Consider the following 22361-nt stretch of genomic DNA (forward strand, 5'->3'; position numbering starts at 1 on the left):
GCGACGCCCGCCTACATTGCGGCGCGGGTTTCGGAAAGTTCGCGGTCGAGCCGTCTCTCCAGCGTACCCTGCGGTCGTGTGAACCGCGCCAGCAGATCGTAAAGGACAGGCGTGACGACCAGCATGAGCACCGCCGACAGAGACAAGCCCGCCACGATCACGGTGCCTATGGCCTGACGGCTTTCAGCGCCGGCGCCCGTGGCCATGACAAGGGGCAGGGCGCCTAGAATGGTCGATATCACCGTCATCACGATCGGACGCAGACGCAGTGTGGCCGCGCGGATCACAGCCTCGCGGGTTTCAAGGCCGTCGCTGCGCAGTTGATTGGCGAACTCCACGATCAGGATGCCGTTCTTGGCGACCAGTCCGACCAACAGGATGATCCCGATCTGGCTATAGACATTGAGTGTGAGTCCCCCAAGCGCCATCGCATAGATCGCCCCGGCCAGTCCCGCCGGAACGGTCAGCATGATCGTGACCGGGTGCACAAAGCTTTCGAACTGGGCGGCAAGTACCAGGAAGACGATCAGCAGCGACAGGGCAAGCACGAAGCCGACGCCCGCTGACGTGTCCTTAAAGGTACGTGACTGACCTTCGTACCCCAACTTGGCCTCGACCGGCAGGATATCCCGCGCGGCGGTCTCGATCGTGTCAAGCACGGTGCCAAGCTGTGCGCCGGGCTCCAGAGCTCCGGAAAGCTGAACGGACGGGAGGCGGTCGAAGCGGCGCAGGCTGGGGGCGGCGGCATTCTCTCGCAGATCGACCAGGGCCCCAAGCGGCACGAGTGTTTCGCCGTCGCCCGCCCGCACGAAGATATTGTCGATATCCGACGGCGTATTGCGGTCGTCATCCTGTGCCTGAAGGATCACCGGGTACTCTCGGCCCCGGCTGACAAAGCCTGTGACCTCGCGCGAGGCCAGTAGCGTTTGCAAGGTACCTGCGATCGTTTCCACCGATATGCCGAGGTCGTCCGCACGCGCGCGATCGATCGTGACATCGAGTTGCGGCAAATTCTGGTCGAAGTCGATCTCGGGATTGACCAGCCCCGGAATGGTCTCGGCCTCCGCTTGCAGGCGTTCGGCCCATTCCTTGACGCTCTCGAAATCTGGACCGCCCACGACCACACGCACCGGGGTGGAGTTGCCGCGCAGGCCAAGGCCGGCCGGGGTTACCGGAAAGCCACGGGCGATTGTCACGTCTCCCATTTGGGGTGCGATCTGTCCGACCACCTCTGAAACGGACATGTCACGTTCATCCCAGGGGGCAAGGCGAAACACCACGAAAGACCGCCAGGCCCGGTTGCCCCAGCCGGTAAAGGTGAAAACCGTCTCGATCACGCCGGACTGGCGCAGCGGTTCAAGAATCCCCTCGACCTGCCGCGCGGCGATATCGGAATGCTCCACCGTGCTGCCTTGGGGCGCGGTCAGCGGCACGAAACCCACCCCGCGATCCTCGCGCGGGGCCAACTCGCGAGGGAGGCCCTCGTAGAACAGCGCAGCACCCCCGGTCACGGTGAGCGCCACGGCAAGCACCACCAGTGGTGCCTGCACTGCGCGTTTCAGCAGCGCTTCGTACTTGCGTTGCGCCCAACCCAGGCTCTCGGCGTCGTCTGCGGACACCCCGTCGCGCTGACGCAGCACCTTCGAGGCCAGCGCCGGGCAGGCGGTCAGGGCCACGAAGGTCGATATCGCCACTGTCCCCGCCATGACCCACCCGAATTCGACGAAAAGGCGCCCGACCTGTCCGGGCATGAAAGACAGCGGCACGAAGACGGCCATCAATGTCAGCGATGTGGCGATGACTGCAAACGTCACCTGACGCGCTCCGCGATAGCTGGCGGCAAGCGGACTTTCCCCCATCTCGATCCGGCGCTGGATGTTTTCCAGCACCACGATGGCGTCGTCGACCACGAGGCCAATTGCAAGAAGCAGCGCCAGTAGCGTCAGCGTGTTAAGCGAGAACCCCCAGGCCGAAATCAGGATGAAGCAACCAATCAGTGACACGGGGATCGCGACGAAAGGGATCAGTGTGGCCCGAGGGCTGCGCAGGAATACGAGAATCACAAGAACTACCAGCGCCAGCGAGATGCTGAGCGCGATAATCACCTCGCGGATCGAGGCTCCGACGAACAGCGCGTCATCCGATCCGACGATCAGTGTCATGCCCTGGGGCAGGGTCGGCGTGATCGCCTCTATCTCGGCGCGCACGGCCTGGGAAATTGCCAGGGTGTTCGACTTGCTTTGGCGCAGGACGGCGATGCCCACCGCGTCAGTTCCATCAGTGCGTACGATGGTGCTGTCATCGGCCACGCCCGGCTCGACCCGCGCCACATCGCCCAGGCGCACGGGAAAGCCCGCCACGCGATCCAGCACCACGTCGCGGAAATCCTCGATATTACTGAGGCGGGAGTTCAACCGGACGGTCAACTGCCGGTCCTGCGATTTGACCTCGCCAGCCGGCAGCTCCAGGTTGTTGCGTCGCAAAGCGGCTTCGACATCGGCCACCGTCAGCTTGCGCGCCGCCAGCGAGCGCCGGTCAAGCCAGATGCGCACTGCGAAGGGACGCTCGCCATAAATGTTCAGATCCGCCACCCCATCAACCGTGGCGATGCGGTCGGCTATGAAGCGGTCGATGTAATCGGTGATTTCGGCGGTCGTCATCCGGTCCGACGTCACGGCCAGCCGCATTACCGGATCCGCGTCGGCGTCGGACTTGACCACCCGAGGCTCGTCGGCCTCTTCGGGCAGTTGTCCGGTGACCCGTCCGATCGCATTGCGCACGTCGTTGGCCGCGTTGTCCAGATCGCGCGAGGTTTCGAATTCCAGAGTGATGCGACTGCGGCCCTGGCGCGATTCCGAACTAATCGAGCGCAGGCCGGTGATTGCGGCAACCGCGCCTTCCAGCGTTTCGGTGATATCGGTGTCGATCACCTCGGGTGCCGCGCCACGATACTCAGTCGTGATCGTAACCACGGCGTTGTCGACATCGGGCAATTCGCGCACGGGGATGTTCTGCACTGCCGCAAGGCCGAAGACCAAGATCAGTAGGCTGGCCACCGCCGCCAGCACCGGCCGGCGTACCGCGATGTCCGACAGCGTCACGTGTCACCCTCCGACCCGTCCAATACTGGTTCTGTAGATTTGACTGTGACCACGGCGCCGTCGCGCAGCCGGCCGAGCCCGCGTATCGCCACCTCCTGGCCTTCGTCGAGCCCGGCCAGTACGGCCACCTTGCCGTCCTGCCGCGCCCCGGTTCGAACAGGCGTGCGCGTGGCCACCCCTTCGTTGATCGTGAAGACATAAGTATCGGCGGCCTGAAAAATGATGGCTTCTTCCGGCACCACCAGCGCGTCCGCTTCAGAAAGGGTGAGGGTCAGTGACATGAACATGCCCGCAGGCAAAAGACCATCAGGATTGGGTATAACGGCGCGCGCCCGAAAGGCCCGCGACACTGGATCGATCCGGCTGTCCACCGCGTCTATCTGACCCGTGAACACGCGATCGTCGAAGGCCACGCTTTGCGCTTCAACCGGCATACCACGCTGGACTTTCGCGAACAGGGTTTCCGGAAGCGAGAATTCAAGTTCTACCTGGCTCAGGTCGTCGAGGCGCGTGATCATGTCGTCGCTGGTCACACGTGCGCCGCGATCCACTTCGGCCAGACCCAGAACGCCGCCGAACGGGGCAATTATTGTCCGCCGGTCCAGCCGTTGTTGGGCCCGTTCCAACTGTGCCTCGGCCTCCGCCAGCCGCGCTACAGCTTCCTCCTGCGAAGCCTGACTGACCGCGTTTGTGCTGCGCAATTGCTCGACCCGCTCAAGAACCTGCCGGCGCTCGATCAGCCGTGCCTCGGCTTCGGCAAGATCGGCCCGCTCTATCGCGTCGTCCAGCCGGACCAAAACCGCGCCTTCCTCCACCCGCCCCCCCGGCGTGATCGCCAGCTCCACGATGCGGCCATCCGCTTCCGGGACAATCTGAACCGAGTTGGCGGCGCGCGTCGTGCCGACCGCCTCAACCTTCTGATAGATGCGCTCGGTTTCGGCCCGCGCCGTTTCGACCGTGACCGGGCCCGAGCCACGAGCCTCTGCCGCTTCAGCCGGAGGCGCGAGGTAGGTCGCGTACCCCCAGTAGGCGGCGTAGCCGATCGCCCCCAGGAGGCAAATCAGCAATAGCTGTTTGAATACGGACATTCGGTCGCTCCACGATCCCGCGCTGCGGGCACGGCGCCGCAATAGACAGGTCCGTGCAGGTTAGATTAACCGCGCTGAATAGCAAGCTTGGCCAAGTGTTGCATCTTGAACGGGCAGTGTATTCTTGGCCGGCCTGTCTTCAAATATGCGTGAACGCAAACATAATCGGGTTTGGTGCACAAGACGTGCCCACAGATGTTAGTTGATGGTGCCGATCGGATCCGGTGTTATACTTAGCTTGAGATGTGCCCCAGCCCTGTCCGGGTCGGTGGCGCCAACGCAACGTCAATCGACGGACCTATCGCGGCGTATGAAAAGGATTTTGCTGGCCGACGACCATACCCTGGTCCGAGAGACGATCGCGGATTTCATCAAGCGCCAGGCCGCATTTGAGGTGGCGCAGGCCGCGTCTCTGGACGAAGCGTTGAAGGTCAATGCCGAGCAAGGTCCGTTCAACCTGATCATGCTGGACTACACCATGCCTGGAATGGAGGCGCTTGCAGGGTTGACCCGAATGCGCGCGGAGTCGGGATGTCCGGTGGCGATCCTGTCGGGCACGGCTCCACCAGATATCGCGCGGCGGGCTTTGCGGGCGGGCGCGGCAGGCTTTCTGCCCAAGACACTTGCTGCGCAGCAGTTTGTGGCGGCCATTCAGCAGATCCTGGGCGGCGATGTCTACCTTCCGCAGGATTTCCTGAGTGAATCCTTGGCAGGAACCCGCGCCACGCATCTTACACCGCGCGAACTGGAAGTGTTGCATTGTGTCGCGGAAGGCAAGCTAAATAAGGAAATCGCCCGCGAGCTGGACATTCAGGAAGTGACCGTCAAGTTGCATGTGAAGACTCTTTCGCGCAAACTTGGCGCGCGTAACCGGACCCATGCCGCGATGATGGCCCGGGATCTGGGACTGCTGTAACGCTCAACCGTCCGGGCAACCCCAATTACAGCTATTGTTCGCGGCGCCAAGCTGTTCTGGGAGTCTGGCGCGCATTTCCGGATCAACCCGTTGCTTACCCAATCCTTGCTCTGGTCTCTGCCGCAAATGTCTTTGACACGGACACTCTGTCCGCGGGCGTCAGGGAACTGGACCGTGCCACATCTGAAACAGGGTGAGAAGCACCGCGACCGGCCGGATGCGCAGAACGACGTTTTGATACGGTTTTCAAAGGGAAACTGGCGGAGAGACAGGGATTCGAACCCTGGGACCCCGTGAAGGGTCAACGGTTTTCGAGACCGCCCCGTTCGACCACTCCGGCACCTCTCCGCGGGGGTCTGGAGGGTGCGTTTAATCGCCTTTGAACGGGGTGACAAGGGGTTTGCCTTGTTTCGCCACGGATTTTGCCTACGTTGGGGTAAACAACGCCACGTCAGGAGGTATCGTGACCCGGACGCGCTCAATCCGACCCCTTGTTTTCATAGCTTTCCTCGCAATCGCGCTGATGGCCGCGCTTCAGACCCGAGCCGCGGATCGCGATCGGCTCGACGCGTTTCTCGAAGTGACCGGCTTTGGTGTCGCGCTCGACTCTATCGCGCTTGCCGCCGGGGATGCGCCCGCAATGCTGGGAATGCAGGCCAGCGATTTCGGCTCAGATTGGTCGCGCGTTTCAAAAGACGTGTTCGATACAGAAAAGATGCAGACAATGGCGCTCGACATCTTGTCCGAAACTCTGAGCGACGAGCATCTGACCCACGCCGCGGAATTCTACGCTTCGCCGCTGGGTCAGCGTCTGGTGGAGGCCGAGAACGCCTCGCACATGGTCGAGGATGACGAGGCAAAGCAGCAGCAGGGCCGCGCCCTGGTGGCCGAAGGTGTGGAGCAGGGCGACGAACGCATCGAAACCCTTCAGAACCTCAACCAAGCGGTGGATTCCGACGGAAATTCGGTTCGCGCTGTACAGGAAATTCAGGTTCGCTTTCTGATGGCCGCATCGAATGCCGGCATTCTGAACCAAGAGGTTGACGAAGACGCGTTGCGCGCGGCCATGAAGGCCGGTGAGGAAGAGATGCGGATGACCATGAAGGCTGGCGCGCTGGCCAATGCCGCATACACCTACCAGGATTTCTCGAACGGGGAGCTAAAGGAATATCTGGCCGCGCTCGAACATCCCGACATGCAGACTGTGTATCAACTGATGAACGCGGTCCAGTACGAGATCATGGCCAATCGCTTTGAGGTGCTCGCTTCGCGAATGGCTGAAATGCACCCCGGGCAGGAGCTTTGAACTGATATGCATATAGCAAGAACCCTGGCCACCCTAGGCGCACTTTCGGCGGTGCTTCTGGCCTCGGATGCCGCCACCGCGCAGGACGACGATCGCCAGCGCTTGATCGAGTTGATGCGGATTGACGACACTGTAGTGGTGATGCGCAAGGAAGGTCTGCGCTACGGCGCCGAGATCGGCGCGGAGATGCTGCCCGATATTCCAAAGGACGACTGGGAACGCACAGTATCGCGCATCTATGATGCCGAGAAGATGGAGGCGGTGATCACCCAAGGGTTCCAAACTTCACTCGAAGGGGAGGAACTGGGCTCCTTGGTCGAATTCTTCGATAGTGGTCTCGGGGAAGAGATCATTGGGCTCGAAATCTCGGCTCGTGAGGCTTTTCTCGACGAGGAAACCGAGATTGCGGCGATGGACGCCTTTGAGGTGGCCCGCGGTGACGAAACAGAGCTTTACCAGCAAATCGAGACGATCATCGCCGACAGCGACCTTGTGGAATACAACGTCATGGGCGCGATGAACGCCAACCTCATGTTCTATCGTGGCCTGGCCGATGGCGGCGCCATCGATCTTGGGGAATCGGACATGCTGGCCGATGTCTGGGCGCAAGAATCGGACATCCGCGCGGAGTCCGAGGCTTGGCTTGGGTCCTTTCTGATGATGGCCTACCGTCCGTTGGAGGCGGAGGAACTCGAAGCTTACGCCGCACTATACCGCACACCCGAGGGGCGCATTCTGAATACCGCGGTTTTCAACGCCTATGACCGCATGTACGACGAAATCTCCTACCTTCTGGGGCAGGCAGTCGCCGAGCACATGCGCAGCCAAGAACTGTGACCGAACCCGGCCGGAGCCGAACTGCGCCGGTCGGCCTAAAAAACCGGGCTTTTGCAGGGTGCAAGGCTTGACTTTGAGGGGCGCCCCTAGGATAAGCGGCCATCCCGGCGGGGCGACTCGTGCGGGATTTGTTTTTTTGACGCCCGAAGGGCGCGCCGTTCGAGGCACCAAACGCCGGTTGATCCCGGGGCCACAGAACGCGGATGAAAAAAGGAAAGAGATATGTTTGCGGTTCTGAAGACCGGTGGCAAGCAGTACAAGGTTCAGTCGGGCGATATGCTCCGGGTGGAAAAGCTTGCTGCAGACGCTGGTGAGAAAGTTCAGTTCAACGAGATCCTGATGCTGGGTGGCGACGCGCCGGTCATCGGTGCTCCGCTTGTCGACGGCGCGGCCGTGCAGGCTGAGGTCGTGGACCAGATAAAGGGCGACAAGGTCATCAACTTCGTCAAGCGCCGCCGGAAGCACGGCTCGCAACGGACCCGTGGCCACCGTCAGCAACTGACCCTGCTGCGCGTGACCGAGATCCTTGAGAAGGGCGCCGACAAATCGGGCGTGAAGGCCGCTGTAGGCGCAAGCGCACTGGCCGCCGGCATGGGCAAGACCCGTTACGCCGACAACAAGGCCGAGCAGGCCGAGATGGCCAAGCGCGTGAAGAACAACGAGGCCGAGGAAAAGAGCGTCGCCAAGAAAGCCGAACCCAAAGCCGAGAAGAAGGTCGAGGAAAAGAAGGCTGCTCCCAAGAAAGCCGCGAAGGCCGAAGGTGGCGACGACCTGAAAGAGCTGTCCGGCGTGGGCCCGGCGCTCGAAAAGAAACTGCAAGAGGCAGGCGTGACCACGTTTGCCCAGATCGCGGCATGGACCGCCGATGACATCGCCGAGATGGACGAGAAACTGTCCTTCAAAGGCCGCATCGAGCGTGAAGGCTGGGTCGCGCAGGCCAAAGAACTGGTCAAAGGCTAAGGAGAGACGATATGGCACACAAGAAAGCAGGCGGTTCATCCAGAAACGGTCGCGACTCGGCCGGTCGTCGTCTGGGCGTCAAGAAATACGGCGGCGAGGCCGTGATTCCGGGCAACATCCTGGTGCGTCAGCGCGGCAACAAGTTCTGGCCGGGCGACGGCGTGGGGCAGGGCAAGGATCACACCCTCTTTGCGACCGTCGAGGGCTCGGTGCATTTCCGCAAGGGCCTCAAGGGCCGTACTTTTATTTCGGTTCTCCCGGTGGCGGAGGCCGCCGAGTAAGCCGAACCTTCAAGGTGTGAAATTCAGGGGGATCGGCACATCGCCGGTCCCCTTTTCTGTTTTTCGGAGGCACGTCATGAGCGTAGCCGTTACATCCTTTCTGGTCTTTGGCGCGTCGCAAGTCGGCACGCCGGGACCGGCCAACATGGCGCTTCTGGCGACGGGCGCGCGGTTCGGGTTTCGCGCGGCGTTGCCCTTTGTTGCGGGGGTGGTCATCGGCAAGCAGTTCGTGATCTGGCCCGTAGGCTTCGGCCTGATGGAGCTGGCCGACCGCGCGCCTTACGTGTTCGACATTCTGAAGTGGGTGTCGGCGGCGTACATCTGCTGGCTCGCATGGAAGGTCGCGCACCTGCGCCTCGGTCCGGCCGACGCGCAGGTCGCCGCGCCCGGCTTTCTGGCAGGGCTGATCGTGCATCCGCTCAACCCCAAGGCCTGGGCAATGATCGTCGCCGGCTTCACCAATTTTGTCGCTGCGGGCACGCCCGCCTTGCAGGCCACGCTGACCATATCCATCTGCCTTCTGAGCCTGCAATTGCTACTGCACCCGATCTGGACACTTGGAGGAGACCGGATCGCGCGCACCGTGGCGGGAACCCCGGCCGAGCCGCACCTCATGCGTGCCCTGGCCGCGCTGACCGTCGCATCCGTCCTGTTCGTGCTTTTCGGAGGAGACAGCACATGAAGCTTGAAACCATCGCAACCGATACCCTTCTCGAAACCGAACGGTTCGACCTGCGGCCCGTCCGTGAATCCGATGCGGGCCTTATCTCGCTCTATGCCGGCGACGAGCGCGTGGCCCGGTTCACCACGTCCATTCCGCATCCGCTTCCGCCGGGCACGGCCGAAGCCTTCATCGCCCGCGTGATGGATCCCGACCACCCCGAGGATGTCTGGGTCATGGACGGCACGCGCATCGGGGGTGGCGAGGTCATGGGCCTGATCGGCCTGGAGCGGATGGACCGCGACCAGTCCGAGATCGGGTACTGGGTCGCACCGGCCTATTGGAACAGCGGCATCGCCTCGGCGGCGGTCGAGGCGATCCTGTCGGCCAATCCCCGGAACGCGCAAACTGTCTTTGCGAGCGTGTTCCAAGACAACGCTGCCTCGGCCCGGGTGCTGACGAACTGCGGTTTTCGCTATCTCGGCGACGCCGAAAGCTTTTCGGTCGCGCGGAAGGCAAATGTCCCGACCTGGACATACAGCCGGGCGATGGACAATGGATGAAACGGTCTTTGCTCGCACGCCACGCCTTGTCTGGCGCGCAGGCACGCCGAATGATTTACAGGCGCTTCACGCGATCGTCAGCGGTTTCGACGTGGTTCGCCAGACCGAGACCTGGCCCTGGCCTGCGAACCTGTCCTGCACGCGCTCGCGCTGTGTCGTCACCGCGTCGGATCAGGCCGCATCAGGTGTGGTCTGCCAAGGCGACGAGGTCGTCGGCTATCTCGGTCTCAGCCCCGAAGGCAAGATTGGCTATATGTTCGGAAAATCCCATTGGGGCCGGGGTTTGGCCACCGAAATCGGAGTCGCCGCGGTCGCATACGCATTCGACAAATTTGGCTGGGAAAGCCTCGAGGCTTGCGTCTTTGCTGACAACCCCGCTTCGGGCCGGGTTCTGGAAAAACTGGGTTTCCAGGAGGGCAAAGCCTGCCAAGGGCCCTGCCGCGCACGTGGCGGGGTTCACCCAATTCGCACCTTCCGGCGCCCCCGGGCTTGAGCCGGACCGCATTTGGTTCTACGGACGGTTTCTGACGCCATCTGAGGCAATGACATGAAGTTTCTGGATCTCGCCAAGGTTTACATCCGCTCGGGCAGCGGCGGCAACGGATGCATCAGCTTTCGGCGCGAGAAGTATATCGAATACGGCGGCCCCGACGGCGGGGATGGCGGCGGCGGCGGTTCGGTCTGGGCCGAGGCGGTCGACGGGCTGAACACGCTGATCGACTTTCGCTACCAGCAGCATTTCTTCGCCGACAACGGCACGCCCGGCATGGGCAAGCAACGCACCGGCGCCGACGGCGACGACATCGTGCTGCGCGTGCCCGTGGGCACCGAGATCCTGGACGAGGACCAGGAGACGGTGATCGCCGACCTGACCGAAGTGGGCGAGCGCGTGTGCCTGGCCAAGGGGGGTAACGGCGGCTGGGGCAATTTGCGATTCAAGACCTCGACCAACCAGGCGCCGCGTCGGTCCAACCCGGGACAGGAGGGCGTCGAACGTACGATCTGGCTGCGGCTCAAGCTGATTGCCGATGTGGGTCTGGTCGGGCTGCCCAACGCGGGCAAGTCGACCTTTCTGGCCGCGACGTCGAACGCGCGGCCCAAGGTCGCCGACTATCCGTTCACGACTTTGCATCCCAACCTCGGCGTCGTCGGCGTTGACAACACCGAGTTCGTTGTGGCCGACATTCCCGGCCTGATCGACGGCGCGTCCGAGGGGCGGGGCCTCGGAGACCTGTTTCTGGGCCATGTCGAGCGGTGTGCGGTGCTTTTGCACCTCGTGGATGGCTCATCCGGAACCTTGATCGAAGACTACCAGACGATCATCCGAGAACTGGAAGCCTACGGCGTGGGACTGTCGGACAAACCTCGCGTGACGGTGCTGAACAAGATCGACACGCTGGACGAGGAAGAGCGCACGTTCCTGCGTGAAGAACTCGAGGCTGTGGCGGGCTCGCCAGTCCTGCTGATGTCGGGAGTGTCGCGCGAGGGTGTCACCGAGGTGCTGCGTGCCTTGCGGGCCCATATCGACGAGGGCCGGCTGCGGCAACGGCCGGACGATGACGAGGACGCACCGTGGCAGCCGTAGCCGACGCCAAGCGTCTCGTGATCAAGATTGGCTCGGCCCTTCTGGTCGACCGGAAAACGGGCCAATTGCGCCGTGACTGGCTGGTGGCGCTGTCCGAGGACGTGGCCCGCCTGCGGGCGCGGGGCACGGACGTTATCCTTGTGTCTTCCGGCTCCATCGCACTGGGGCGAGGTGTCCTGAAACTTCCCTCCGCCGACTTGTCACTGGAACAGTCGCAAGCCGCTGCCGCCGTGGGCCAGATCCAGCTCGCCACCGCATATACCGAGGCGCTGGCGGCCCATGATATCATCGCGGCACAAGTGCTGGTCACATTGGAAGACAGCGCCGATCGCCGCCGCTACCTCAATTCCCGCGCGACGATGGAACAGCTGTTGTCACTGGGCGCGATCCCCATAGTGAACGAAAACGACACGGTCGCCACGGACGAGATCCGCTATGGCGACAACGACCGGCTGGCCGCGCAGATCGCCGTGACCGCCGGGGCCGATCAACTGATCCTGCTCAGCGACGTGGACGGCTTTTATTCCGCCAATCCGCAGACCGACCCGGCCGCTAAACGCTTCGACGTTATCTCGGAAATCACACCCGAGATCGAGGCCATGGCCGGTGCCGCAGGCTCCGGCCTGTCGAAAGGCGGCATGAAGACCAAGCTGCTGGCGGCGCGGACGGCCACCGCCGCCGGATGCGACATGGCGATCACCGAAGGGTCGGTGCTGCACCCGGTCAGGGCATTGGAAAATGGCGCCCCCGTTACGTGGTTCACCGCCCAGGGCGACCCGCAGCAGAAACGCAAGCAATGGATTGCCTCGATGAAGCCCAAGGGCCGGATCGTCGTCGATGCCGGGGCGGTCAAGGCGCTTCGGGCAGGCTCCAGCCTGCTGGTCGCCGGCGTGGCGCAGGTTTCGGGCCGGTTCGAACGCGGTGACGCGGTCGAGGTCGCCGACGAGACGGGCGGTATTCTGGGTCAGGGGCTGACGCGCTACGACGCACTGGACGCCGAACGCATCAAGCGACTGCGCTCGGACCAGATCGAGAACGTGCTGGGCTATCCCGCCCGCGGTCCGTTGATCCATCGCGACGATATGGCCATATGACCGAACGACTGCTAGATTCGGCTGAACGAACAGGTGCCTTGATGAAAGATCTCGAAAATATTCCAGCACTTATGGCTGAGATAGGTCAGCGGGCCAAGACCGCCGCCGCGGTGCTTGCCACCGCCACGGCAGAGGCCAAGACCCGTGCGCTGACGACCGCGGCGGATGCGGTGTGGGACAGCCGCGCCGACATCCTCGAGGCCAACGCCAAAGACCTCGAGTTCGGTCGCGATAAGGGCCTGTCGGATGCTATGATGGATCGCCTGATGCTGGACGACGACCGGATCCGTGGCATTTGCGACGGGCTGCGCGCCGTCGCCGCTCAGGACGATCCGGTGGGCGAGGTGATCGACGAATGGGACCGCCCGAACGGCCTGCATATCCGGCGCGTGCGCACTCCGCTCGGCGTGATCGGGGTGATCTATGAGAGCCGTCCCAATGTCACGGCGGATGCGGGCGCGCTCTGTCTGAAATCCGGTAACGCGGTGATCCTGCGCGGCGGCTCGGAAAGCTTTCATTCCTCCGGTGCCATCCATCGCTGCCTATGCGCCGGCCTGACCGAGGCCGGTCTGCCGGAGGACGCGATCCAGCTCGTCCCGACCCGCGACCGCGCGGCGGTGCAGGCTATGCTGACGATGACCGGGACGATCGACGTGATCGTACCGCGCGGCGGCAAGGGGCTTGTCGGCCTCGTTCAGCGCGAGGCACGGGTGCCTGTCTTCGCGCATCTCGAAGGCATCGTGCATATCTACATCGACAAGCATGCGGACCCGGAAAAGGCGCTGCGCGTCGTAATGAATGCCAAGACCCGCCGCACCGGGATCTGCGGCGCCGCCGAATGTCTGCTGGTGCACGAGGACGCTGTCGATACGATCGGGCAGGGCGTCATACGGGCCTTGGTCGAAAAGGGGGTCGAGGTCCGTGCCGATACGGCCCTGCAATCGGTGCCGGGCACGGTTCCGGCCGGCGATGGCGACTGGGGGTTCGAGTTTCTGTCGATGGTCATGGCCGCGAAAAAGGTGGGCGACGTCTCAGACGCTATTGATCATATTCGGAAATATGGGTCGCAGCACACGGACTGCATTATCACCGAGGACGACGCGACTGCAGAGCGCTTCTTTGCCGAACTCGACAGCGCGATCCTGATGCGCAACGCCTCGACCCAGTTCGCGGATGGTGGAGAGTTCGGCATGGGCGCGGAAATCGGCATTGCGACCGGCAAGATGCACGCCCGCGGCCCCGTGGGCGCCCGGCAATTGACCAGTTTCAAGTATCTCGTGGACGGCGACGGCGCTATCCGCGCCTGAGCCGCACTTCCGCCGCTTCGTCCGACAGGACCGCTGAACAATCCAGCCGCGCGTCCCATGCCGCAGCGGGCAGGATCAAGAATTGCACATGCGCCGGCGCCGGAAGCGACGTACCTTGTGTGCCGTTCAGCATGTCCCACAAGGTGGCGTCCACGTTCATCCGTTCAGCCGTGGCCCGGATGACCCAGCCGTCCTCGGATCGTGTCATGACAATGCGGCCCCCATAGGGCACCGCCTGTTCGGCGCAGAGCAGCGCCAGCAGCACCGCGCGCACCTCGGCCCGCGGGTAGTGGCCTGAGGGAAAGGGGGCAATCTCGGTTCGGTCGTCTGCATGAAGGTCTCTGAGGATCGAGTTGACCTCTTCCGCGCCTGTTTCCTGTTCCTTGCAGGCCATCCCGAAGGCCAAGCGAAAAAAACGGATGCGGGCATTGGCATGGGCCACGCTGTCCGCGACAAGCGACAGTTCGGGCGAACCGGCGGCGTCCGACAATTCCAGCAATTCGAGCCCGTTGCTGACTGCGCCGATAGGGCTGATCAGGTCATGACAGATACGAGAGCCTATCAAAGCTGCGATAGCGTTGGTATCGTTTGCCAAATCGTTTCCTTTCCCGCGGAGCCCGCCGATGTCCGACATGAACAGCATTCTCGAGCCCGGCATGCTCGTGGTCCACCCCGATCAGCCTGATTGGGGCACCGGGCAGGTCCAGTCCAACATCGGTGGAAAGATCACGGTGAATTTTCAGGATGTCGGTAAAGTGGTGATAGACGGCTCCCGCGTTGAGTTGATGCCGGTGACTGAACCATAAGCAACGTTGCCAAAACGTTAACACGCAAAGGCGCGCTCGCAAGCCTCCTTCTTGCTGCGGGCAAAGATACGCCGCGGGACTTCAAGTGGTTGCAGCGCGGGACTGAAAGGCATTAAAACCCGCGCAGCCAATCTGAACGGACCCATTGATGTATTCGCGCGACGTGCAGTTCACTGTAAGACTCGCCCGCTCCGAGCAAGACCTGCACGCGGCGCAACGCCTCCGCTACGACGTGTTCGTCGCGGAACTGGGCGGCGACGGCCCGCTCGTCGACCACGACGCGAAGTTGGAGCGTGACCGGTTCGATGCCTATTTTGATCATCTGCTTCTGGCTGACGAGTCCCGCGGCGGTGAAATCGTCGGCGTCTACCGTGTCTTGCGCGACGATCAGGCCGCCGAGGCGGGTCAGTTCTACTCCGAAGATGAATACGACATTTCGGTCCTCAAATCCTCGGGCCGGCGCATCATGGAGCTGGGCCGGTCCTGCCTTGCCGAGGGCTATCGCGGTGGCGCGGCCATGTACCACCTGTGGAACGGCCTTGCGCACTATGTCGCCGATCACGGCATCGAGATCCTGTTCGGCGTCGCCAGCTTTCATGGCACCGATACCAGCGCCCTGGCGCAGCCCCTTTCATTGCTCCACCACCGCCACCTGGCGCCCGAGGCATTGCGGGTTCGTACCGTGCCCGCCCATTACCAGCCGCTTAACCTGGTGCTGGAAGATCAGATCGACCGGCGGGCGGCCATGTTGCAGGTGCCTGCGTTGATCAAGGCCTATCTGCGGCTTGGCGGCTTTGTCGGTGACGGTGCGTTCATCGACCACACATTCAACACAACCGATGTCTGCCTCGTTATGGACACCGCGCAACTGAACGCCCGGCAAAAGGCGATCTATTCCAAGGGTGCCGGCCTGTGAGCAACACCTGGGAGTCCCAGCGTCCCGCGCGCGTGGTCCGTGTCACGGGGACAGGCTGGCTGATACTGGCGCTGCGCCTTGTGGTGCTTTTGGCGATCATCTTGCCGGGTGTCTTTGCGGTGCTGGTTCTGCGCCTTGCCGAGCCATTTTTTTTCGACCGCAGCCGCCCTTTGACCGCGCGCTTGCAACGCTGGGCCATCTGGGCCGGACTGCGCGTGATCGGATTGCGCTATCGCCGCGAAGGCCAGCCCATGCAAAGCCATGGCGCCGTGGTGGCCAATCACGCTTCGTGGTTGGATATCTTCGCTCTCGGGGCAGGGCAGGCGATCACGTTCGTGTCCAAGGCCGAGGTGGCCGGTTGGCCCGGCATCGGTTTTCTTGCGCGGATCGTCGGCACCGTATTTATCAGCCGCAATCCCCGGCAGGCCGACGCACAACGCAACCAGCTGAAAGCCGAGCTTGATGCCGGTCGAAAGCTCTTGTTCTTCCCCGAGGGCACGTCGACCGACGGAATGCGCGTGCTGCCGTTCAAGTCGAGCCTCTTTGCCGCGTTTTCGGATCTCGAAGCGGGGATGCTGATTCAGCCGGTCACGGTTGTCTACATCGCGCCAGACGGGCTGGAAGAGCCGCGCTTTTACGGCTGGTGGGGCGACATGGATCTCGGGCCACACATGCTGCAGGTTCTGTCGCGGTTTCCTCAGGGTGGCGTGCGCGTGATCTATCACGAGCCGCTCAGTGTCAGCGACTATACCGATCGTAAGGCGTTAGCCCGAACGCTCGAGGCTAAAGTGCGTAGCGCGATGCCACCCGAAGTCGCTTTGCCGGGCTGAGACTGCCGCGCAATCCCGCCTCAGCGCATTGCCGCGACCAGTTCGCCCAAGGCGGCGCTCGGGTCGTCCTCGCGCCAGATTTCGTCGCCGATCCCGAAAAAATCAGTCATGGAGGACAGCTGTGATACCGTGGCAGCTTCTAGCGCTCCCTCTGCCACCACCGGCACTTCGATCACCTGAGACCACCACTCGAAAAGGTCCGTCTCGGCCTGCGACCCGTCGCCAAGGGCGGAGACGCCGGCGGGGCCGAAGCTGACGTAATCGGCGCCGGCCTCGCCCGCGCTCATCCCGTCATGGCGCGAGGTGCCGCAGAAAGCGCCGACGATGGCATCCGGTCCCAGTTCCTTGCGCGCCTTGCGCACGGTGCGTGACCCGTCCGTCAGGTGCACGCCGTCCAGCCCCAGCCGTTCGGCCAACACAAAATGCGTGTCGATCACGATGGCCACGTCCTGCCCATGCGTAACCTCGCGGCACGTATCGGCGGCGCGGCACAATGCGGTCTCGTCATGGGTCGACAGCGCCAGCCGCACGCAGGCGATCTCGTGGTCGCGCAGGACCCGGTCGAGAATGGCGGGGAAACGCGCCAGCTCAATCTCGGGCGGGGTGATCAGATAGATTTGCGGCTGCTCGGGGTCTGCCATGGTCTTGTCGTCCTGTTTTTGCCCCTATAACCGGGATTTGCGAACGCGTCTACGGGACGCGAACGCGGTCTTTTGCGCTTTCCCGCACGGCCAGGCTGGATTATGGCGGGCACGTTGGAGGAACAGGATGCCAAGCGAAAACACACAGCCGCGCTTTGTGCTCGTACGTCCGCAGATGGGCGAGAATATCGGCGCCGCCGCGCGCGCGATGTGGAACTTCGGTCTCGACCGCATGGTCGTCGTGGCCCCGCGTGATGGTTGGCCCAATCCCAAGGCGGTGGCCATGGCCAGCGGCGCGGGTCGGCTGCTGGACGACGCGCGCCTTGTCCCCGACCTGCCGGCGGCTGTCGAGGGCGAAAGTTTCGTGATGGCCACAACCGCCCGGGTGCGCGGCCTGACTAAGCCCGTATTCAGCCCCGAAGAGGCCATGGTGGAGGCCGCGACGCGCCTGTCGCGAGGCGAACGTGTCTCGGTGCTGTTCGGGCCGGAACGGGCCGGGCTGGAGAACGAGGATGTCGCGCGCGCCAACGCCATCATCAGCGTGCCGGTGAACCCTGAATTCCCAAGCCTGAACCTTGCCCAATGCGTGCTCTTGTGCGGCTACGAGTGGCGCCGCGCGTCGCAGACGGTCGAGGCCGCCCGCGTCGATATGGCCGGCACCGAATGGGCCAACCAGAAAGAGATCGAGGCGCTGTCGGCACATTACGAGGAACGCCTCGAAGACGCCGGTTTTTTCTTTCCGGAGGCCAAGGCCCCCGGCATGAAGATCAACCTGCGCAACATGTGGAGCCGGATGCCCCTGACGCGAGCCGACGTGCAGACACTGCATGGCGTACTGCGGCAAATGGTGCGCTGGAAGGAGCGCGGTTGAAGCGCCGTGCGACGCGGATTAACGTCACGCCAAAGTCAGAGGGCGGAACATGAGCGAAAAACGCAGCATTTTCCAGGAAGTGTCAGATGCGGACACCCCGCGGCAGACACCGCAAGGCGGGATGATCGACGCAGGCCGCCGTGGCGCGCGCGGTGCCGTTCGGGTGTGGCTGATGCTTCTTTTCGCGCTGGTGGTCGTGATGATCGCCGTGGGCGGCCTCACGCGCCTGACCGACAGCGGCCTGTCGATCACCGAGTGGAAGCCGGTGACCGGCGCGCTGCCTCCGATGGACGCCGCTACATGGGAATCCGAGTTCGAGAAATACCGCGCAATTCCCGAGTACCAGTTGCAGAACAAGGGCATGAGCCTTGCCGAGTTCAAGGTGATCTACTGGTGGGAATGGGGCCATCGCCAGCTTGGCCGCGTGATCGGCCTTGTTTGGGTCTTGGGCTTTCTGGGCTTCTTGCTGCTGCGCAAGATCCCCCCAGGCTGGACAGGTCGCTTGTTGCTATTGGGAGGATTGGGCGGCGCTCAGGGCGCCATCGGCTGGTGGATGGTCAGTTCTGGCCTTTCCGGGCAGATGCTGGACGTGGCGAGCTACAGGCTGGCCGTGCATCTTGGCCTCGCCTTCGTGATATTGGGCTTCATCGCGTGGTACGTGATGTGCCTCGGACGAGAAGAGCGCGAACTGATGCAGGCTCGGCGCAGCCGCGAGGGCAAGCTTTTCGGCCTGTCCACTGGCTGGCTGCATTTCGCCTTCCTGCAGATCCTGATCGGCGCGCTTGTTGCGGGCATCGACGCCGGACGCACCTTTACCGACTGGCCGCTCATGGCTGGAGGGTTCCTGCCCGTGGATTTCTGGATGCCGGAGCTGGGTGCCAGAAACTTCTTTGAAAACCCGGGCATGGTTCAGTTCATCCACCGCATGACCGGTTATCTTCTGCTGATTTTCGGCATCGTCGTCTGGCTGAAGGGGCGCCGGTCGGCCCATGCTCTGACCCGCGGCGCGTTCAATTTCGCCTTCCTCGCACTTTGCCTGCAGGTCGTGCTCGGGATCATGACAGTGCTGTATATCGCGCCCTGGCAACTCGCCATCGCACACCAGTTGCTGGCGGTGATCCTCTGGGTCCTGATCCTCAGGGCACGGTTCCTCAGCCAGTATCCCATTGTGCGGTCGGTGCGCGGATGAGCCTGCCCAATGCATTCGACGCGCTCATGGCCTATGAGCGGGAAACCCAAGCCCTGGCCCGCATCTCCGGGCGGCTGAGCTGGGATCAGGAAACTGTGATGCCCCGCGGCTCGGCCGGGCAGCGGGCCGAGGAACGCGGTGCGATGGAAAGCGTGCTGCATGCAAGGCGCACCAACCCGCAAATCGGGGAGTGGCTGGAGCAGGCCGACCCGCCCGACGCGGACGGCGCTGCGCAACTGCGCCTGATCCGCCGCAGCTATGAGCGGTCGGTCAAGGTGCCGGCCGATCTGGCCGCCGCGCTGGCCCGGCTGACAAGCAGGTCGCAAGGCATATGGGCCGCCGCGCGTGCCGATGACGATGTCGCCGCCTTCCTTCCCACGCTGGCCGAGGTGGTCAAGCTCAAGCGGGAAGAGGCCGCGGCGCTGGCGGGCGAGGGCGACCTCTACGATGCGCTGGTCGACGATTTCGAGCCGAACGGCAAAGCGACCGAATTCGCCGCGATGTTCGACGAGATGCGCCCGGGTCTGGTAAGCTTGCGCGAACACGCCCTGAACGCACCCCAGGTGACGGCGCTTTCAGCTACGTTCGACGCCGACACACAGATGGCGCTTGGCCGGGAACTGGCAGAAACCTTCGGTTATGACCTGACCCGGGGTCGCATCGACCGGGCGGTCCACCCGTTTTCCAGCGGCTCCGGCGAAGACGTGCGCATTACCACCCGCACCGCCGAGGATGATCCGTTCAACTGCCTTTACTCGACGATCCACGAGGTCGGCCACGCATGCTATGAACAGGGTATCGACCCGAAATTCCTTCTGACCCCGGCTGGGCAAGGGGTGTCGATGGGCGTACATGAAAGCCAAAGCCGGATCTACGAGAACCAGCTTGGCCGCAGCCGCGCCTTCTGTGGCTATCTTTATGGCCGGATGCGAGACCTGTTCGGCGACTTCGGCGTGCCGGACGAAGACGCCTTCTATGCGCTCGTGAACCGCGTACACCGGGGCTATATCCGTACCGAGGCCGACGAGGTGCAGTACAACCTGCACATCATGCTGCGGTTCGATCTGGAGCGGGCGCTGTTCGCCAATGATCTTCAGGTCAATGATCTCGAAGCGGCCTGGAACGATCGGTTCCGGGCGGATTTCGGGTATGACGTCAACCGCCCCGCGAACGGCGTGCTTCAGGATGTGCACTGGTCCGTGGGGCTCTTCGGGTATTTCCCGACCTACAGCCTTGGCAATGTCTATGCCGGCTGCCTGCATGAGGCCCTGCGCAAGGATCTGCCCGAACTGGATGACCAACTGGCGAAAGGCGACCTCTCCGCCGCCACGGACTGGCTGCGCGAGCGGGTTCAGTGCCACGGTGGACGTCATGAACCCAAGGACGTCATCACGCTCGCATGCGGCAGCGCGCCTAGTGCGACACCGCTGATGTCCTACCTGGAAACCAAGTTCGGCGCGCTCAGCGACGGTTGACTCATCACTGCATCCGCAACGCGCCATCAAGACGGATGACCTCGCCGTTCAGGTAATCGCATTCGACGATGAACCGTGCCAGCGATGCGTACTCGTCCGGGTCACCCAGCCGCTTGGGAAAGGTCACGTCCTGCGCCAACCCGTCTTGCACCTCCTGCGGCAAGCCTTTCAACATGGGCGTGGCGAAAATCCCAGGAGCAATGGCCATCACCCGGATACCATCGCGGCTCAGGTCCCGCGCCATGGGCACCGAAAGGCCAACGATACCGCCCTTGGAGGCGGCGTAGGCGGTCTGGCCCTTTTGCCCTTCGAAGGCGGCAATGGACGCCGTGTTGATGATGACCCCACGCGTGCCGTCGGGCGCGGCGACATTCTGCGCGATTTCCTCGGCGGCAAGACGAGCCACGTTGAACGTGCCGACGAGGTTGATGTCGATGGTACGGCGAAACCCGTCAAGGCTGTGCGGCCCGTCGCGCCCCAGCGTCTTCTCTCCGGTCGCGATGCCTGCGCAATTCACGGCAGCGGTGATCTTGCCCATGGCGTCCTTGGCCGCAGCTATGGCAGCGCGGACCGAGTCCTCGTCGGTAACGTCCGTTTCGGCAAAACCGGCCCCGATCTCGGCGGCCACGGCGGCGCCGCGCTCGGCATCGCGGTCCAGCAGGGTGACTTTGGCCCCATGCGCGCGAAAGTGCCGTGCCGTCGCTTCGCCCAGGCCGGAAGCGCCCCCGGTGATGATTGCGGCGGTGTCTGAGATTTGCATAGAGCCTCCGGCGGTTTGAAATGAACAAGTGTTCAGGTATTCCAGAAGCCGTGCCCTGTCAAAGCCGTCGCCGAACCAGTTTGGAGCTGAGGCCAAGGCCGACCACGGTGATCAGAATCCGAAAGATGTGATGCAGCGTCACGAAGGCCGGGTTGGCCGAAAGGCTGAGGGCCACCAGCGACATCTCGGTCACACCGCCGGGCGCGAAGCTGATCAGCAGTACGTCGAAAGGTTGCTCCAGTACCTGCATCAGCGCCAGCGCAAAGATGATGGCCAGTCCCAGCATGCCTCCAACGCAAAGGACGGTCAGCCAGACGCCCCGGAGTACCAACCCGCCGGACAGTCCCCTGAACCGCATGCCAAGCGCCGTGCCGACGACGATCTGAGCCGCGTTGATCAGCCATTGCGGCACATCGACGTGGTAAAGCCCGGTCAGCGACAGGATCGCGGCCACGGACAAAGGCCCGGTCAGTTGTTTGGCCGGCAGGCGCAGCAAATGCCCAAGGCCAATCCCCGCCGCGCCGGCGCAGGCTATCAGTGGAAAGGCAGACCAGGGCACTTCATCGCGGCCCAGCGTGACGCCTGCGGAACTGCCGACCGGATGACCGACCCAGAGCGAAAGGCCGATGGGCAAGAGCGTGACCACCGCGATGATTCGCAGGAACTGCTGCAGTGTCAAACGGGCCGGATCGGCACCGGCCTCCTCGCCCAGTGCAATCGACTCGAACAAGCCGCCAGGCGCCGCGCCATAGAAAGCCGTCGGTCGGTCATACCCACCTATGAACCGCAAGACGGTGTAGCCGTAGCCATGGGCGACGACGACGAACAGCATCAGGGCCGTGAAACTGACCGCCAGGCGCGAGGCCTGTCCGAAAAGTTCGGGCGTGACCTGCGCGCCGATCATCAGGCCGATGACCGAAATGAAGACCAGGCGCAGCATGGGGGGGAAATGGTATCCATCCGGTAAACGAGCCGATACGGTTGTCGCCACGATACCGGACGCGACCAGAGGCCCGATCAGGAACGGAAGCGGTATGGAGGCCGCTTGCGCGCCGAAGGCCGCGGCGCAAGCCAGGGCGAGCAGCGCAAGTGTGGTCAGGATGGATCCCATGCGCCCCTTCAACCACCCCGCGCGGGGAACGGCAAGGCGGCGCCGCGTTGGATGCGCCTTAAC

The 22361-nt window shown here is 63.3% G+C and carries 23 protein-coding genes and 1 tRNA gene; 17 read left to right on the top strand and 7 right to left on the bottom strand.

The features are described from left to right. Positions 1-11: 11 nt before the first annotated feature. Together RBB18_RS00190 and RBB18_RS00195 are read right to left on the bottom strand one after the other, a co-directional pair. Positions 12-3101: an efflux RND transporter permease subunit gene (locus RBB18_RS00190; RefSeq protein WP_306110430.1), complete on the bottom strand. Its 3090-nt coding sequence runs from the start codon at positions 3099-3101 to the stop codon at positions 12-14. After that, a complete protein-coding gene (locus RBB18_RS00195) occupies positions 3098-4189 on the bottom strand; it encodes an efflux RND transporter periplasmic adaptor subunit (RefSeq protein WP_306110431.1) in 1092 nt (363 codons plus the stop codon). Before RBB18_RS00195 ends, RBB18_RS00190 begins: the two co-directional genes overlap by 4 nt. 322 nt (positions 4190-4511) lie before the next feature. On the opposite strand from RBB18_RS00195, the gene RBB18_RS00200 reads away from it, so the two are divergent. Continuing rightward, entirely contained in the window at positions 4512-5105 is a 594-nt protein-coding gene (locus RBB18_RS00200; RefSeq protein ID WP_342749712.1) for a response regulator transcription factor, read from the top strand. Positions 5106-5363: 258 nt separating this feature from the next. Here RBB18_RS00200 and RBB18_RS00205 read toward each other — a convergent pair. Beyond that, a tRNA-Ser gene (locus RBB18_RS00205) sits at positions 5364-5453 on the bottom strand. Between the two features lie 175 nt (positions 5454-5628). Between RBB18_RS00205 and RBB18_RS00210 the strand changes: the two genes are divergently transcribed. From RBB18_RS00210 to RBB18_RS00255, 10 genes are all read left to right on the top strand, one after another. After that, positions 5629-6411, top strand: coding sequence for a DUF2059 domain-containing protein (locus tag RBB18_RS00210; RefSeq protein WP_274592348.1), 783 nt, complete (start codon positions 5629-5631; stop codon positions 6409-6411). Between the two features lie 6 nt (positions 6412-6417). Then, positions 6418-7248, top strand: a complete 831-nt coding sequence (locus tag RBB18_RS00215) for a DUF2059 domain-containing protein (protein ID WP_146049947.1) — start codon at positions 6418-6420, stop codon at positions 7246-7248. 222 nt (positions 7249-7470) lie between these two features. Continuing rightward, complete coding sequence (locus RBB18_RS00220; RefSeq protein WP_306110432.1) at positions 7471-8208, top strand: 50S ribosomal protein L21; 738 nt, start codon at positions 7471-7473, stop codon at positions 8206-8208. Positions 8209-8219: 11 nt separating this feature from the next. Continuing rightward, positions 8220-8489 (top strand): 50S ribosomal protein L27, encoded by a 270-nt coding sequence (gene rpmA, locus RBB18_RS00225; protein ID WP_103761335.1) that lies wholly within the window; start codon positions 8220-8222, stop codon positions 8487-8489. Between the two features lie 76 nt (positions 8490-8565). Beyond that, on the top strand, positions 8566-9171 hold the full coding sequence (locus RBB18_RS00230; protein WP_103761334.1) for a LysE family translocator: 606 nt from the start codon (positions 8566-8568) through the stop codon (positions 9169-9171). Then, positions 9168-9713 (top strand): GNAT family N-acetyltransferase, encoded by a 546-nt coding sequence (locus RBB18_RS00235; protein ID WP_306110433.1) that lies wholly within the window; start codon positions 9168-9170, stop codon positions 9711-9713. Before RBB18_RS00230 ends, RBB18_RS00235 begins: the two co-directional genes overlap by 4 nt. Next, the gene (locus tag RBB18_RS00240; protein ID WP_306110434.1) at positions 9706-10206 is read left to right on the top strand and encodes a GNAT family N-acetyltransferase; all 501 of its coding nucleotides are present in this window, start codon (positions 9706-9708) and stop codon (positions 10204-10206) included. Before RBB18_RS00235 ends, RBB18_RS00240 begins: the two co-directional genes overlap by 8 nt. Positions 10207-10260: 54 nt before the next feature. Next, positions 10261-11298, top strand: a complete 1038-nt coding sequence (obgE, locus tag RBB18_RS00245) for a GTPase ObgE (protein ID WP_306110435.1) — start codon at positions 10261-10263, stop codon at positions 11296-11298. Beyond that, positions 11286-12392 carry a glutamate 5-kinase gene (gene proB, locus RBB18_RS00250; protein ID WP_103761330.1) on the top strand — a complete coding sequence of 369 codons (1107 nt, stop codon included), beginning with the start codon at positions 11286-11288 and terminating at the stop codon, positions 12390-12392. Before obgE ends, proB begins: the two co-directional genes overlap by 13 nt. 41 nt (positions 12393-12433) lie before the next feature. Next, positions 12434-13699, top strand: a complete 1266-nt coding sequence (locus RBB18_RS00255) for a glutamate-5-semialdehyde dehydrogenase (protein ID WP_306110436.1) — start codon at positions 12434-12436, stop codon at positions 13697-13699. On the opposite strand, the gene RBB18_RS00260 is transcribed toward RBB18_RS00255, so the two are convergent. After that, positions 13686-14294, bottom strand: a complete 609-nt coding sequence (locus RBB18_RS00260; protein ID WP_245890365.1) for a histidine phosphotransferase family protein — start codon at positions 14292-14294, stop codon at positions 13686-13688. The two genes, RBB18_RS00255 and RBB18_RS00260, sit on opposite strands and share 14 nt — an antisense overlap. A 28-nt stretch (positions 14295-14322) precedes the next feature. Here RBB18_RS00260 and RBB18_RS00265 point away from each other — a divergent pair, with 28 nt between their 5' ends. The 3 genes from RBB18_RS00265 (at position 14323) to RBB18_RS00275 (ending at position 16251) form a co-directional block, all read left to right on the top strand. Next, the gene (locus tag RBB18_RS00265) at positions 14323-14505 is read left to right on the top strand and encodes a DUF3553 domain-containing protein (protein ID WP_103761327.1); all 183 of its coding nucleotides are present in this window, start codon (positions 14323-14325) and stop codon (positions 14503-14505) included. A gap of 148 nt (positions 14506-14653) precedes the next feature. Beyond that, on the top strand, positions 14654-15421 hold the full coding sequence (locus RBB18_RS00270) for a GNAT family N-acetyltransferase (protein ID WP_306110437.1): 768 nt from the start codon (positions 14654-14656) through the stop codon (positions 15419-15421). Further along, positions 15418-16251, top strand: a complete 834-nt coding sequence (locus RBB18_RS00275) for a 1-acyl-sn-glycerol-3-phosphate acyltransferase (RefSeq protein WP_306110438.1) — start codon at positions 15418-15420, stop codon at positions 16249-16251. The genes RBB18_RS00270 and RBB18_RS00275 overlap by 4 nt, the downstream gene beginning before the upstream one ends. 20 nt (positions 16252-16271) lie before the next feature. Here RBB18_RS00275 and RBB18_RS00280 read toward each other — a convergent pair whose 3' ends face one another. After that, complete coding sequence (locus RBB18_RS00280) at positions 16272-16892, bottom strand: thiamine phosphate synthase (RefSeq protein ID WP_306110439.1); 621 nt, start codon at positions 16890-16892, stop codon at positions 16272-16274. 127 nt (positions 16893-17019) lie between these two features. Here RBB18_RS00280 and RBB18_RS00285 point away from each other — a divergent pair, with 127 nt between their 5' ends. Genes RBB18_RS00285 through RBB18_RS00295 form a run of 3 tightly spaced genes read left to right on the top strand, consistent with a single transcriptional unit; the run spans position 17020 to position 20427 of the window. Next, the gene (locus RBB18_RS00285; protein WP_306110440.1) at positions 17020-17763 is read left to right on the top strand and encodes an RNA methyltransferase; all 744 of its coding nucleotides are present in this window, start codon (positions 17020-17022) and stop codon (positions 17761-17763) included. A 49-nt stretch (positions 17764-17812) separates the two neighbouring features. Next, positions 17813-18952, top strand: a complete 1140-nt coding sequence (ctaA, locus tag RBB18_RS00290) for a heme A synthase (protein ID WP_274591921.1) — start codon at positions 17813-17815, stop codon at positions 18950-18952. After that, the gene (locus tag RBB18_RS00295; protein ID WP_306110441.1) at positions 18949-20427 is read left to right on the top strand and encodes a carboxypeptidase M32; all 1479 of its coding nucleotides are present in this window, start codon (positions 18949-18951) and stop codon (positions 20425-20427) included. The genes ctaA and RBB18_RS00295 overlap by 4 nt, the downstream gene beginning before the upstream one ends. 4 nt (positions 20428-20431) lie before the next feature. On the opposite strand, the gene RBB18_RS00300 is transcribed toward RBB18_RS00295, so the two are convergent. Next, the gene (locus RBB18_RS00300) at positions 20432-21187 is read right to left on the bottom strand and encodes an SDR family NAD(P)-dependent oxidoreductase (RefSeq protein ID WP_306110442.1); all 756 of its coding nucleotides are present in this window, start codon (positions 21185-21187) and stop codon (positions 20432-20434) included. A gap of 58 nt (positions 21188-21245) precedes the next feature. Continuing rightward, the gene (locus RBB18_RS00305; protein ID WP_103761319.1) at positions 21246-22298 is read right to left on the bottom strand and encodes an AbrB family transcriptional regulator; all 1053 of its coding nucleotides are present in this window, start codon (positions 22296-22298) and stop codon (positions 21246-21248) included. Positions 22299-22361: the final 63 nt, after the last annotated feature.

This window comes from Roseovarius sp. MMSF_3298 (genome assembly GCF_030733705.1).
Lineage (GTDB): Bacteria > Pseudomonadota > Alphaproteobacteria > Rhodobacterales > Rhodobacteraceae > Roseovarius > Roseovarius confluentis.

Excerpts from the sequence above, each read along its gene's own strand:
- RBB18_RS00235 (WP_306110433.1), top strand. The coding sequence starts at position 9,168 with ATGAAGCTTGAAACCATCGCAACCGATACCCTTCTCGAAACCGAACGG.
- ctaA (WP_274591921.1), top strand. The coding sequence starts at position 17,813 with ATGAGCGAAAAACGCAGCATTTTCCAGGAAGTGTCAGATGCGGACACC.
- obgE (WP_306110435.1), top strand. The coding sequence starts at position 10,261 with ATGAAGTTTCTGGATCTCGCCAAGGTTTACATCCGCTCGGGCAGCGGC.
- rpmA (WP_103761335.1), top strand. The coding sequence starts at position 8,220 with ATGGCACACAAGAAAGCAGGCGGTTCATCCAGAAACGGTCGCGACTCG.
- RBB18_RS00240 (WP_306110434.1), top strand. The coding sequence starts at position 9,706 with ATGGATGAAACGGTCTTTGCTCGCACGCCACGCCTTGTCTGGCGCGCA.
- RBB18_RS00295 (WP_306110441.1), top strand. The coding sequence starts at position 18,949 with ATGAGCCTGCCCAATGCATTCGACGCGCTCATGGCCTATGAGCGGGAA.
- RBB18_RS00210 (WP_274592348.1), top strand. The coding sequence starts at position 5,629 with ATGGCCGCGCTTCAGACCCGAGCCGCGGATCGCGATCGGCTCGACGCG.
- RBB18_RS00220 (WP_306110432.1), top strand. The coding sequence starts at position 7,471 with ATGTTTGCGGTTCTGAAGACCGGTGGCAAGCAGTACAAGGTTCAGTCG.
- RBB18_RS00230 (WP_103761334.1), top strand. The coding sequence starts at position 8,566 with ATGAGCGTAGCCGTTACATCCTTTCTGGTCTTTGGCGCGTCGCAAGTC.
- RBB18_RS00305 (WP_103761319.1), bottom strand. The coding sequence starts at position 22,298 with ATGGGATCCATCCTGACCACACTTGCGCTGCTCGCCCTGGCTTGCGCC.
- RBB18_RS00215 (WP_146049947.1), top strand. The coding sequence starts at position 6,418 with ATGCATATAGCAAGAACCCTGGCCACCCTAGGCGCACTTTCGGCGGTG.
- RBB18_RS00270 (WP_306110437.1), top strand. The coding sequence starts at position 14,654 with ATGTATTCGCGCGACGTGCAGTTCACTGTAAGACTCGCCCGCTCCGAG.
- RBB18_RS00255 (WP_306110436.1), top strand. The coding sequence starts at position 12,434 with ATGAAAGATCTCGAAAATATTCCAGCACTTATGGCTGAGATAGGTCAG.
- RBB18_RS00265 (WP_103761327.1), top strand. The coding sequence starts at position 14,323 with ATGTCCGACATGAACAGCATTCTCGAGCCCGGCATGCTCGTGGTCCAC.
- RBB18_RS00280 (WP_306110439.1), bottom strand. The coding sequence starts at position 16,892 with ATGGCAGACCCCGAGCAGCCGCAAATCTATCTGATCACCCCGCCCGAG.
- RBB18_RS00195 (WP_306110431.1), bottom strand. The coding sequence starts at position 4,189 with ATGTCCGTATTCAAACAGCTATTGCTGATTTGCCTCCTGGGGGCGATC.
- RBB18_RS00300 (WP_306110442.1), bottom strand. The coding sequence starts at position 21,187 with ATGCAAATCTCAGACACCGCCGCAATCATCACCGGGGGCGCTTCCGGC.
- RBB18_RS00285 (WP_306110440.1), top strand. The coding sequence starts at position 17,020 with ATGCCAAGCGAAAACACACAGCCGCGCTTTGTGCTCGTACGTCCGCAG.